10 protein-coding genes are annotated in these 12873 nt (G+C 63.4%); 9 read left to right on the top strand and 1 reads right to left on the bottom strand.

Annotated features, from left to right (window positions below; translation table 11 throughout):
* Positions 1–29: 29 nt before the first annotated feature.
* The 3 genes from OEJ36_RS23535 (at position 30) to OEJ36_RS23525 (ending at position 3346) form a co-directional block, all read left to right on the top strand.
* Positions 30–2273, top strand: coding sequence for an alpha-glucosidase (locus OEJ36_RS23535; RefSeq protein WP_263403589.1), 2244 nt, complete (start codon positions 30–32; stop codon positions 2271–2273).
* A gap of 136 nt (positions 2274–2409) precedes the next feature.
* Positions 2410–2685: a YkgJ family cysteine cluster protein gene (locus tag OEJ36_RS23530; protein ID WP_043245692.1), complete on the top strand. Its 276-nt coding sequence runs from the start codon at positions 2410–2412 to the stop codon at positions 2683–2685.
* 46 nt (positions 2686–2731) lie between these two features.
* Positions 2732–3346 (top strand): START domain-containing protein, encoded by a 615-nt coding sequence (locus OEJ36_RS23525; RefSeq protein WP_263403588.1) that lies wholly within the window; start codon positions 2732–2734, stop codon positions 3344–3346.
* Positions 3347–3579: 233 nt separating this feature from the next.
* On the opposite strand, the gene gltA is transcribed toward OEJ36_RS23525, so the two are convergent.
* Positions 3580–4869, bottom strand: a complete 1290-nt coding sequence (gltA, locus tag OEJ36_RS23520; protein ID WP_263403587.1) for a citrate synthase — start codon at positions 4867–4869, stop codon at positions 3580–3582.
* A gap of 362 nt (positions 4870–5231) precedes the next feature.
* Here gltA and sdhC point away from each other — a divergent pair, with 362 nt between their 5' ends.
* The 6 genes from sdhC (at position 5232) to odhB (ending at position 12834) form a co-directional block, all read left to right on the top strand.
* On the top strand, positions 5232–5606 hold the full coding sequence (sdhC, locus tag OEJ36_RS23515; RefSeq protein WP_081711608.1) for a succinate dehydrogenase, cytochrome b556 subunit: 375 nt from the start codon (positions 5232–5234) through the stop codon (positions 5604–5606).
* Positions 5600–5968 carry a succinate dehydrogenase, hydrophobic membrane anchor protein gene (gene sdhD / locus OEJ36_RS23510; protein ID WP_021216847.1) on the top strand — a complete coding sequence of 123 codons (369 nt, stop codon included), beginning with the start codon at positions 5600–5602 and terminating at the stop codon, positions 5966–5968. The genes sdhC and sdhD overlap by 7 nt, the downstream gene beginning before the upstream one ends.
* A 3-nt stretch (positions 5969–5971) precedes the next feature.
* Positions 5972–7744, top strand: coding sequence for a succinate dehydrogenase flavoprotein subunit (sdhA, locus tag OEJ36_RS23505; RefSeq protein WP_184490803.1), 1773 nt, complete (start codon positions 5972–5974; stop codon positions 7742–7744).
* A 26-nt stretch (positions 7745–7770) separates the two neighbouring features.
* A complete protein-coding gene (locus OEJ36_RS23500; RefSeq protein ID WP_031286833.1) occupies positions 7771–8478 on the top strand; it encodes a succinate dehydrogenase iron-sulfur subunit in 708 nt (235 codons plus the stop codon).
* 250 nt (positions 8479–8728) lie between these two features.
* Positions 8729–11560: a 2-oxoglutarate dehydrogenase E1 component gene (locus tag OEJ36_RS23495; RefSeq protein WP_263403586.1), complete on the top strand. Its 2832-nt coding sequence runs from the start codon at positions 8729–8731 to the stop codon at positions 11558–11560.
* A gap of 44 nt (positions 11561–11604) precedes the next feature.
* On the top strand, positions 11605–12834 hold the full coding sequence (gene odhB / locus OEJ36_RS23490; RefSeq protein WP_184490805.1) for a 2-oxoglutarate dehydrogenase complex dihydrolipoyllysine-residue succinyltransferase: 1230 nt from the start codon (positions 11605–11607) through the stop codon (positions 12832–12834).
* Positions 12835–12873: the final 39 nt, after the last annotated feature.

Genomic DNA, 12873 nt, shown 5'->3' with positions numbered 1-12873 from the left:
GCGGTGCAGAACAAGAAAAGGGGCGAGCGATGCGCAGGTGGGTAAAAGGGGCGGCAGCCCTGTTGCTGGTGACGGCGGCAGGTGTGGCGGGATGGCAGGGGCTGCAGGTGTGGAAACAGCGCGCCGTGCTGGCCGAACTGGTGGTGCCACCGGCCTTCGCGGTACCCCGTGACTTCGATTTCGGCGACTACCGCCTGGCCTGGAACGGCCATGGCCTGGCGCTGAGCCCCAAGGGCAACCCCGCCAAGCGGCTGTGGGCCACCGAGGGCGGCTTCCTCGCGGCCGGTATCGGCGCCGCCGAGGTCGAAGAACATCGGGGTGCGCTGTTCGTCGACGAGCACCGCGAGCTGCTGTGCCGCGAGCAGAGCCTGGATAGCTTCCAGGGCGCCGGCCCGCGCCTGGTGCTGCGTGGCCACCTGCGTTGCGCCGATGGCTCCGTCAGTGGCTACGCGCTGGTGCTGGAGGCCGATGGCGGGCGCGGTGTGCGCCTGGCCGTGGCGCTGGATGACCCGCGCCTCAACCGTCTCTATCTCAATTGGCAACGGGACGCCGACGAGCGCTTCTTCGGCTTCGGCGAGCAGTTCAGCGCCTTCGACCTGGCCGGGCGCCGTGTGCCCATCCTGGTGCAGGAACAGGGCGTCGGCCGTGGCCTGCAGCCCATCACCCTGGCGGCGGACCTCAGCGCCCGTGCGGGTGGCGACTGGTGGACCAGCTACGCGCCGGTGCCCTATTACCTGACCTCGAAGCTGCGTGCCTTCTTCAGCGAATCCAGCGCCTACCAGGTGTTCGACCTGCGTGGTCCGGCGCGGGTGGGCCTGGAGGTGCACCAGGGCAGCCTCACCGCACGTCTCTACAACGGCGACAGCCCCGCCGCGCTGCTGCAGGCGCACACTTCGGTAGTGGGGCGCATGGCGCCGCTGCCGGACTGGACCCAGCACGGCGCCATCCTCGGCCTGCAGGGCGGTACCGAGCGGGTGCGCGAGCTGCTGGGGCGTATCGACGCCGCCGGGGTGCCCATCGCCGGGCTCTGGCTGCAGGACTGGGTGGGCCAGCGCAGCACCAGTTTCGGCAAGCAGCTGTGGTGGAACTGGACCCTCGACCCGCGCCACTACCCGCAATGGCAGGCCCTGAGCTCCGAGCTCAAGGCGCGTGGCATCCGCACCCTGGCCTACGCCAACCCCTTCCTGGCGGACGTCGCCGAGAAGGACGGGGAGCAGCGCAACCTGTTCCGCGAGGCCCGCGAACGTGGCTTCCTCATGCGGGGCGCCGACGGCAAGCCGCTGGACCTGCTCAACACCAGCTTCAGCGCCGGTTTGGTGGACCTGAGCAACCCCGAGGCGCGCCGCTGGCTGAAGGGCGTGTTGCGCGAGGAGATGCTCGGCCAGGGCTTCTCCGGCTGGATGGCCGATTTCGGCGAGGCGCTGCCCTTCGAGGCGCGCCCGGCCTCGGGTGAGGAGGCGGCGCTGCTGCACAACCGCTTCCCCGAGGAATGGGCGCGGCTCAACCGCGAACTGCTGGAGGAGGCGGGCGGGGAAGGGGAGCTGTTGTTCTTCACCCGCTCCGGCTACAGCCGCAGCCCGGGGCTGACCACCAGCATGTGGCTGGGCGACCAGCTGGTGACCTGGGATGCTCACGACGGCCTGCACAGCGCGCTGCTGGGGCTGCTCTCCGGCGGGCTCTCGGGCTTCACCCTCAACCACGCCGACACCGGCGGCTACACCACCATCAGCAACCCGCTGAAGGACTACAACCGCAGCGAGGAGCTGTTGCAGCGCTGGGCGGAGTTCTCCGCCTTCACCAGCCTGCTGCGCACCCACGAGGGCAATCGCCCGGCGGACAACCATCAGGTCTACGACTCGCCGGCCAGCCTGGCGCACTTCGCCCGCTGCGCCCAGCTGTTCGCCGCGCTGGCTCCTTATCGCCGCACGTTGATGGACGAGGCGGCGCGTACCGGGCTGCCTCTGGTGCGCCCGCTCTGGCTGCAATACCCCGAGGACCCGGCGAGCCTGGAGGAGCTGCCGCGCAGTTTCATGCTGGGTGACCAGCTGCTGGTGGCACCGGTGCTGGAGCCGGGTGTCGACAGCCTTGAGGTGGCGCTGCCGGCAGGGGAGTGGGTGCACCTCTGGTCGCAGGTGCACTACCAGGCAGCCCCCGGCACCCGCGTGCGCGTGGCGGCGCCCATCGGCCAGCCGGCGGTGTTCTACCCCCAGGGCTCGGCGGTGGGCGAGGCCCTGCACAAGGCGCTGGCGCAGCGAGGCATCAGCGGCTCCTGAAGGCCAAAGGGGGGGGCGGTGACCTGGGGCGCATGACGTGGCTGATCGGCTGACTAGGGGATATCCCATTTCCCCGGGGCCGCGAGTAGAATCCGCGCCCTACGTCGGCCACAGCGTTGCAGAGGGGCCCCTGATCATGATTTGTCGTGCAGGTTGTGGCGCCTGTTGCATCGCGCCATCCATCAGTTCACCTATCCCCGGCATGCCCAAGGGCAAGGCGGCGGGGGAGCGTTGCATCCATCTCTCCGTCGAGCATCTCTGCTCGATATTCGGCCAGCCGGAGCGCCCGAAGGTCTGTGCCGACTTCGATGCCGATCTTTTTGTCTGTGGCGACAGCCGGGAAGAGGCGATACGTTTGCTGGGCTGGTTGGAACAAGAGACGGCCGTGGCGGTCAGTCAATCTATCCAGTAGCTGTCCTGATGGACGACGGCTGGTCATCATAAGAAGGAGAACAAAGATGGTTTCGCTGCAACGAATCGCTGTGATCTGCGGCTTGAGCGCCACTGCGCTGCTGGCCTCGACTGCCCATGCCGAGGACTGGAAGCTGGCCAAGGACGAGGACGGCATCAAGGTGTACCTGAGCGAGGTCGCCGGCTCCAAGTACAAGGCCTACCGCGGGGTCGCCACCCTGAAAACCGACGTCGCCACCCTGCGCAAGCTGCAGGAAGACGTCTCCGGCTCCTGCGCCTGGATTCATGAGTGCGAGCAGCAGAAGCTGCTGAAATCGGAAGGCGCCGACAGCTGGACCTACACCCGCTTCAACACCCCCTGGCCCGTCACCCCGCGTGACTCGGTGATCCACGCCACCACCACCGAAGGCGCCGACGGCAGCCTGACCCGCACCCTCAAGGGCGAGCCCAAGTACGTGCCGGAAGAGAAAGGCTTCGTACGTGTAGCCGCCGTGGATGGCGTGTGGAAGTTCGTGCCCAAGGGCCCGGGCGAGGTCGAGGTGACCTACCAGGTGCACACCGAGCCGGGCGGCAGCGTGCCCTCCTGGCTGGCCAACAGCTTCGTGGTCGATGCGCCGTTCAATACGCTCAGCCACTTGCGTGAGCGCGCCGAGAAGAAGTGATCGGTTGCTGACACGAGAAGGCCCCGCGATGCGGGGCCTTTTCATTGGTGCAACCCGCCTGGAGTGGCGGCTGAACGCATGGCTTTCGCAGGTTGGCGCCGAGTGTCGCGAGGCCCGGCGGGTCCTGAGGTTGTGGCCCTCAAGATACCCCGCGTCCGCCGTCAGTGCTGCCGACCTATCCTTCGCCCATGAAAAAGCCCCGCAGATGCGGGGCTTTTCTGGAGCGGTACGTCTTACTTGCGCTTGTCGAGCGAGACGTAGTCGCGCTGCTCGTAGCCGGTGTACAGCTGGCGCGGACGGCCGATCTTGTACGGGCTGGAGAGCATTTCCTTCCAGTGAGAGATCCAGCCGACGGTACGCGCCAGGGCGAAGATCACGGTGAACATGCTGGTCGGAATACCGATCGCCTTGAGGATGATCCCCGAGTAGAAGTCGACGTTCGGGTACAGGTTGCGTTCCTTGAAGTACGGATCGGTCAGGGCGATCTCTTCGAGACGCATGGCCAGTTCCAGCTGCGGATCGTTCTTGATCCCCAGTTCCTTCAGGACTTCGTCGCAGGTCTGCTTCATCACGGTGGCGCGCGGGTCGCGGTTCTTGTACACGCGATGGCCGAAGCCCATGAGCTTGAACGGGTCGTTCTTGTCCTTGGCCTTGGCGATGAACTTGTCGATGTTCGAGACATCGCCGATTTCATCGAGCATGGTCAGTACCGCTTCGTTGGCGCCGCCGTGCGCCGGGCCCCACAGGGCGGCGATGCCGGCTGCGATGCAGGCGAACGGGTTGGCACCGGACGAACCGGCCAGGCGAACGGTGGAGGTGGAGGCGTTCTGCTCGTGGTCCGCATGCAGGATGAAGATGCGATCCATGGCCTTGGCCAGTACCGGGCTGATCGGTTTGATCTCGCACGGGGTGTTGAACATCATGTGCAGGAAGTTTTCCGCGTAGTTCAGGTCGTTACGCGGATACATCATCGGCTGGCCCATGGAGTACTTGTAGACCATGGCGGCGATGGTGGGCATCTTGGCGACCAGGCGGATCGCGGAGATTTCGCGATGGTGCGGGTCGTTGATGTCCAGGGAGTCGTGATAGAAGGCGGAGAGGGCGCCGACTACGCCGCACATGATCGCCATCGGATGGGCGTCGCGGCGGAAGCCGTTGAAGAAGCTCTTCAACTGCTCGTGAACCATGGTGTGGTTCTTCACGGTGCCAACGAACTTGGCCTTTTCCTCTGCGCTGGGCAGTTCGCCGTTCAGCAGCAGGTAGCAGGTTTCCAGGTAGTCGGATTCATCGGCCAGTTGCTCGATGGGGTAGCCGCGGTGCAGCAGTACGCCCTTGTCGCCGTCGATGTAGGTGATCTTCGACTCGCAAGAGGCGGTAGACATAAAGCCAGGATCAAAGGTGAAGCGACCCGTGGAGGTCAGGCCCCGCACATCGATTACATCGGGACCTACGGTACCGGACAGAACGGGCAGCTCGACGGGGGCAATGCCCTCGATGATCAACTGCGCTTTTTTGTCAGCCATAGCGGCCTCCTATTTATGCTTGAAATCATCAGACAGCCCCCCACGCAGGGCCCGCACCACTATAGTGAGATAAATGCGAATGTCAATTTGAAGAAACCCATATGGCAGAGGGGTTTGCGGGGTGTTTTTCGCGGAAAAAGAGCGCTATTTACGCCTTTTATATAAGGAGCGCAATCCGCTCTTAGGGGGAGGCCTTTCCGTTGTCATTAGTCAGCTAACTGTCTATACTCAGCGCCCGACTGCCAGGGGCCTTGAAGCCCGTATTCTGGTGGTCGGCACTCCTTTGGTGAGGGGTACCTGACCAGTGCACTTCCCGACAACTTGCCCTGATTGTTAGGGGCCTCAGTGTGAAAAAAACAGCCGTGAATAGCCAACGACCTGTAAACCTAGATCTCAGGACCATCAAACTCCCAATCACTGCTTACACGTCCATTCTCCACCGTATCTCCGGTGTCATCCTTTTCGTCGGTATTGCTGTGCTGCTTTATGCGCTCGGCAAGTCGCTGGCATCCGAGGAAGGCTTCGGTGAGGTGAAGGCGTGCCTGACCAGTCCGCTGGCCAAGTTTGTGATTTGGGGCCTGCTGTCCGCATTGCTTTACCACCTGGTTGCCGGTGTGCGCCACCTGGTAATGGATGTGGGTGTCGGCGAGACGCTCGAGGGCGGCAAGCTGGGCTCGAAAATCGTCATCGCGATTTCCGCGGTGCTGATCGTGCTGGCGGGGGTGTGGGTATGGTAACCAATGTCACGAACTTCTCGCGTTCGGGCCTCTATGACTGGATGGCTCAGCGCGTTTCTGCAGTCGTTCTCGCGGCTTATTTCCTTTTCCTGCTGGGCTACCTCGTAGCGAATCCCGGCCTGACCTATGCTGACTGGCATGGTCTGTTCTCCCAGAACTGGATGCGCATCTTCAGCCTCCTCGGGCTGGTTGCACTCGGTGTACATGCCTGGGTTGGCATGTGGACCATCTCCACTGACTACCTGACGCCGATGGCGCTGGGCAAGTGGGCAACCGTTGTGCGTTTCCTGTTCCAGGCAGTCTGCGGCATCACCATGTTCGCGTACTTCGTCTGGGGCGTGCAGATTCTGTGGGGTATCTGATCCATGTCTAGCATTCGTACTCTTTCCTACGACGCCATCATCGTTGGTGGCGGCGGCGCCGGCATGCGTGCTGCGCTGCAACTGGCTCAAGGCGGCCACAAGACTGCCGTAGTCACCAAGGTCTTCCCGACCCGCTCGCACACCGTTTCCGCCCAGGGCGGCATCACCTGCGCCATCGCTTCGGCCGACCCGAACGACGATTGGCGCTGGCACATGTACGACACCGTCAAGGGCTCCGACTACATCGGTGACCAGGACGCTATCGAATACATGTGCTCCGTCGGCCCGGAAGCCGTGTTCGAACTGGAACACATGGGCCTGCCGTTCTCCCGTACCGAGCAGGGCCGTATCTACCAGCGCCCGTTCGGTGGCCAGTCCAAGGACTTCGGCAAGGGCGGCCAGGCTGCACGTACCTGCGCTGCTGCCGACCGTACCGGTCACGCACTGCTGCACACCCTCTATCAGGCCAACCTGAAGAGCGGCACTTCGTTCCTCAACGAGTGGTATGCGGTCGACCTGGTGAAGAACCAGGACGGCGCCATCGTCGGCATCATCGCCATCTGCATCGAGACCGGCGAGACCGTCTACATCCGCTCCAAGGCCGTGGTCCTGGCCACCGGTGGCGCTGGCCGCATCTATGCGTCCACCACCAACGCCCTGATCAACACCGGTGACGGTATCGGCATGGCACTGCGTGCCGGTGTGCCGGTGCAGGACATCGAGATGTGGCAGTTCCACCCGACCGGTATCGCCGGCGCCGGCGTCCTCGTGACCGAAGGCTGCCGTGGTGAGGGTGGCTACCTGATCAACGCCCATGGCGAGCGCTTCATGGAGCGTTACGCTCCAAACGCCAAGGACCTGGCCGGCCGCGACGTGGTCGCCCGTTCCATGGTCAAGGAAGTGCTGGCCGGCAACGGTTGTGGCCCGGACAAGGACCACGTACTGCTGAAGCTCGACCACCTGGGCGAGGAAGTGCTGCACAGCCGCCTGCCGGGTATTTGCGAATTGTCGAAGACCTTCGCCCACGTCGACCCCGTCGTCGCCCCGGTACCGGTGATCCCGACCTGCCACTACATGATGGGCGGCGTTGCCACCAACATTCATGGCCAGGCCATCACCCAGGACGCCAGCGGCAAGGACGTCATCATCGACGGCCTGTTCGCGGTCGGCGAAGTCGCCTGCGTGTCGGTACACGGTGCCAACCGCCTGGGCGGCAACTCGCTGCTCGACCTGGTGGTATTCGGTCGTGCCGCCGGTCTGCACCTGGAAAAAGCCCTCAAGGAAGGTATCGAGCACCGCGGTGCCTCGGAAACCGACCTGGAGTTGTCGCTCAAGCGCCTGTCCGGCGTCAACGAGCGCAGCAGCGGCGAAGACGTGGCTCCGCTGCGTAAAGAACTGCAGAACTGCATGCAGAACTACTTCGGTGTGTTCCGCACCGGCGAGTACATGCAGAAGGGCATTGCCCAGTTGGCCGACCTGCGCGAGCGTATCGCCAACGTCAAGATCGCCGACAAGAGCCAGGCCTTCAACACCGCACGTATCGAAGCACTGGAACTGCAGAACCTTCTCGAAGTGGCCGAGGCAACTGCGATCGCAGCGGAGGTCCGCAAGGAATCCCGTGGCGCGCATGCCCGCGAAGACTTCGAAGAGCGTGATGACGAGAACTGGCTGTGCCACACCCTGTACTACCCGGGTGAGAAGCGCGTCACCAAGCGCGACGTCAACTTCGCGCCGAAGACCGTTCCTGCGTTTGAACCCAAAGTACGTACTTATTAAGGGTGGCTGATATGTCGCAAGCCAACATTCTGAAAGTCAGCGTTTATCGCTACAACCCGGACCAGGACGCTGCACCCTTCATGCAGGACTTCCAGGTCGACACCGGCGGCAAGGACATCATGGTCCTGGACGTGCTGGCCCTGATCAAGGAACAGGACGAGGGTTTCTCCTACCGTCGTTCCTGCCGTGAAGGCGTCTGCGGTTCCGACGGTATGAACATCAACGGCAAGAACGGCCTGGCCTGCATCACGCCGATCTCCGCTGCCGGCCTCAAGGGCGGCAAGCTGGTGATCCGCCCGCTGCCTGGCCTGCCGGTCATCCGTGACCTCGTCGTTGATATGAGCATCTTCTACAAGCAATACGAGAAGGTTAAACCCTTCCTGCAGAACGACACGCCTGCCCCGGCGATCGAGCGTCTGCAGTCGCCGGAAGAGCGCGAGAAGCTGGACGGTCTGTACGAGTGCATCCTGTGCGCTTGCTGCTCGACCTCCTGCCCGTCCTTCTGGTGGAACCCGGACAAGTTCCTCGGTCCCGCTGCGCTTCTGCAGGCCTATCGTTTCCTGGCCGACAGCCGCGACAACAAGACCGAAGAACGTCTGGCCGCGCTGGACGATCCGTTCAGCGTGTTCCGCTGCCGCGGCATCATGAACTGCGTGAGCGTTTGCCCCAAGGGTCTGAACCCCACCAAGGCGATCGGTCACGTACGTCACATGCTGCTGCAAAGCGGTACTTGATGCGCTTCATGCTTTACCCGTAATACCTGCGGCGCCGGTTTGCTACCGGCGCAGCAGTAAACCAGGACAGCAGCTCACAAAGCGGCGGTCCTTACTTGAAAATATATAGATGACCAGCAGGGGCAACCGGGCTGGTGCCCGGACTATCTGCGGGATCCTTGGTGGCTTTACCGAGTCGCTGTGCCAGGACTATTGAAGCCACGATGCTGATTCCACGCCGGTGGTGTCCCCTTACCGAGGGTGACCAAGCATGCAAGAAAGCGTAATGCAGCGCATGTGGAACAGCGCCCACCTATCCGGTGGCAACGCTGCATATGTGGAAGAGCTCTATGAGCTTTACCTGCACGATCCCAACGCTGTGCCCGAAGAGTGGCGCACCTACTTCCAGAAGTTGCCGGCCGACGGTAACACCGCCACCGACGTATCGCATTCTACTGTTCGCGACCACTTCGTCCTGCTCGCCAAGAACCAGCGCCGCGCGCAGCCCGTATCGGCTGGCAGCGTAAGCAGCGAGCACGAGAAGAAGCAGGTCGAAGTCCTGCGTCTGATCCAGGCCTACCGCATGCGCGGCCATCAGGCGGCGACGCTCGACCCCCTCGGCCTCTGGCAGCGCAAGGTGCCGGCCGATCTGTCGATCAACCATTACGGCCTGACCGATGCTGACCTCGACACCACCTTCCGTACCGGTGAGCTTTACATCGGCAAGGAAGAGGCGACCCTGCGCGAGATCCATCAGTCGCTGCAGCAGACCTACTGCCGCACCATCGGCGCCGAGTTCACCCACATCGTCGATTCCGACCAGCGCAAGTGGTTCCAGCAGCGCCTGGAGAGCGTGCGTGGCCGCCCGGCGTTCTCCGCCGAAGTGCAGAGCCACCTGCTCGAGCGCCTGACTGCGGCCGAAGGCCTGGAAAAGTACCTGGGCACCAAGTACCCGGGCACCAAGCGTTTCGGCCTGGAAGGCGGCGAAAGCCTGATTCCGATGCTGGACGAGATCATCCAGCGTTCCGGCTCCTACGGCACCAAGGAAATCGTCATCGGCATGGCCCACCGCGGCCGCCTCAACGTACTGGTCAACACCTTCGGCAAGAACCCGCGCGACCTGTTCGACGAGTTCGAAGGCAAGAAGGTCGAAGGCCTGTCCTCCGGTGACGTGAAGTACCACCAGGGCTTCTCCTCCAACGTCATGACCGCGGGTGGTGAAGTCCACCTGGCGCTCGCGTTCAACCCGTCCCACCTGGAGATCGTCTCCCCGGTGGTCGAGGGGTCCGTTCGTGCCCGTCAGGATCGCCGCCAGGACAAGGCCGGCGACAAGGTACTGCCGATCTCCATCCACGGCGACGCCGCCTTCGCGGGCCAGGGCGTGGTCATGGAAACCTTCCAGATGTCGCAGACCCGCGGCTACCGCACCGGCGGTACCGTGCACATCGTCATCAACAACCAGGTCGGTTTCACCACCAGCCGTCAGGACGACTCGCGCTCCACCGAGTACGCCACCGACGTCGCGAAGATGATCCAGGCGCCGATCTTCCACGTGAACGGCGACGACCCGGAAGCCGTGCTCTTCGTGACCCAGCTGGCCGTCGACTACCGCATGCAGTTCAAGCGTGACGTGGTCATCGACCTGGTCTGCTACCGCCGTCGCGGCCACAACGAGGCCGACGAGCCGAGCGGCACCCAGCCGCTGATGTACCAGCAGATCGCCAAGCAGCGCACCACTCGCGAGCTCTATGCCGATGCCCTGATCCAATCCAGCGTGCTGGACGACGATCGTGTGCAGGCCAAGATCGACGAGTACCGCACCGCCCTGGACAACGGTCAGCACGTGGTCAAGAGCCTGGTCAAGGAGCCCAACAAAGAGCTCTTCGTCGACTGGCGTCCCTACTTGGGCCACACCTGGACCGCTCGCCACGACACCCGTTTCGAGCTGAAGACCCTGCAGGAACTCTCCGCCAAGCTGCTTGAGATTCCGGAAGGCTTCGTCGTCCAGCGTCAGGTCTCGAAGATCCTCGAAGACCGCCAGAAGATGGGCGCCGGCGGCCTGCCGATCAACTGGGGCTACGCCGAGACCATGGCCTACGCCACCTTGCTGTTCGAAGGCCACCCGGTTCGCATCACCGGCCAGGACGTGGGTCGCGGCACCTTCTCGCACCGCCATGCGGCGCTGCACAACCAGAAGGACGCCGGTACCTACCTGCCCCTGCAGAACCTGTTCGACAACCAGCCGAGCTTCGAGCTGTACGACTCCTACCTCTCCGAGGAAGCCGTACTGGCATTCGAATACGGCTACTCCACCACCACGCCCAACGCGCTGGTGATCTGGGAAGCCCAGTTCGGTGACTTCGCCAACGGCGCCCAGGTGGTGATCGACCAGTTCATCACCAGCGGCGAGCACAAGTGGGGTCGTCTGTGCGGCCTGACCATGCTGCTGCCGCACGGCTACGAAGGGCAGGGCCCGGAGCACTCATCCGCGCGCCTGGAGCGTTACCTGCAGCTGTGCGCCGAGCACAACATCCAGGTATGCATGCCGACCACCCCGGCGCAGATCTACCATCTGCTGCGTCGCCAGGTGATCCGCCCGCTGCGCAAGCCGTTGGTCGTATTGACGCCCAAGTCCCTGCTGCGCCACAAACTCGCCATCTCGACCCTGGAAGATCTGGCCGAAGGCTCGTTCCAGACCGTGATCAACGAGATCGACTCGATCGATCCGAAGAAAGTCGAGCGTCTGGTGCTGTGCAGCGGCAAGGTCTACTACGACCTGCTGGAAAAACGTCGTGCCGAAGGCCGTGAAGACATCGCCATCGTGCGTATCGAGCAGCTGTACCCGTTCCCGGAAGACGACCTGGCCGAAGTTCTTGCCCCGTTCAAGAACCTCAAGCACATCGTCTGGTGTCAGGAAGAGCCGATGAACCAGGGCGCCTGGTACTGCAGCCAGCATCACATGCGTCGTGTCGCGGCAGCCCACAACAAAGGCCTGTTCCTCGAGTACGCCGGGCGTGACGCCTCGGCCTCTCCGGCCTGCGGCTATGCCTCGATGCACGCCGAGCAGCAGGAAAAACTGCTGCAAGATGCCTTTACTGTTTAACGCCTTCGTGCAGAAGAAACCGAATTAGATAGGAACCCATACAAATGGCTATCGAGATCAAAGCCCCTACATTCCCGGAATCGGTTGCCGACGGCACCGTGGCCACCTGGCACAAGAAGCCGGGCGAGGCCGTCAAGCGTGACGAGCTGATCGTCGACATCGAGACCGACAAAGTAGTGCTTGAAGTACTGGCCGAAGCCGACGGCGTCCTGGCTGAAATCGTCAAGAACGAGGGCGACACCGTCCTCAGCGGCGAACTGCTGGGCAAACTGACCGAAGGTGGTGCCGCCAGCGCTGCTCCCGCCGCCGCTGCAGCCCCGGCTGCCGCTGCCCAGGCCGCCGCTCCGGCTGCTGCTGGTGGTGACGACGCCATCCTCTCCCCGGCCGCTCGCAAGCTGGCCGAAGAGAACGGCATCGACCCGAACAGCATCGCCGGCACCGGCAAAGGCGGTCGCGTGACCAAGGAAGACGTGGTAGCTGCCGTCGAAGCGAAGAAATCCGCTCCGGCCGCCGCTCCGGCTGCCAAGGCTGCCGCTCCGGCCGCCGAGGCCCCGGTCTTCGCCGCGGGTGACCGCGTCGAGAAGCGCGTCCCGATGACCCGCCTGCGTGCCAAGGTCGCCGAGCGCCTGGTCGAAGCACAGTCCACCATGGCCATGCTGACCACCTTCAACGAAGTCGACATGACCGAAGTCATGGCCCTGCGTTCGAAGTACAAGGACCTGTTCGAGAAGACCCACAACGGCGTGCGCCTGGGCTTCATGTCCTTCTTCGTCAAGGCTTCCGTCGAGGCGCTGAAGCGCTTCCCGGCCGTCAACGCCTCGATCGACGGCAACGACATCGTCTACCACGGCTACCAGGACATCGGCGTAGCCGTTTCCAGCGACCGTGGCCTGGTGGTTCCGGTCCTGCGCAACGCCGAGCTGATGAGCCTGGCCGAAGTCGAGAACGGCATCGCCACCTTCGGCAAGAAGGCCCGTGACGGCAAGCTGTCCATCGACGAGATGACCGGTGGCACCTTCACCATCACCAACGGCGGCACCTTCGGTTCGATGATGTCGACCCCGATCGTCAACCCGCCGCAGGCCGCCATCCTCGGCATGCACAACATCATCCAGCGTCCCATGGCCATCAACGGCCAAGTGGTCATCCGCCCGATGATGTACCTGGCTCTGTCCTACGATCACCGTCTGATCGATGGCAAGGAAGCCGTCAGCTTCCTGGTGACCATCAAGAACCTGCTGGAAGATCCGGCTCGTCTGCTGCTGGACATCTAAATCAGTTGCAAGCCACACGCCGCAAGCTGCAGAGCATCG

Origin of the sequence: Pseudomonas sp. PDM13 (genome assembly GCF_025685765.1) — a bacterium.
GTDB classification, from domain to species: Bacteria; Pseudomonadota; Gammaproteobacteria; order Pseudomonadales; family Pseudomonadaceae; genus Metapseudomonas; species Metapseudomonas solani.
This window is presented reverse-complemented; position numbering and strand designations above follow the sequence as displayed.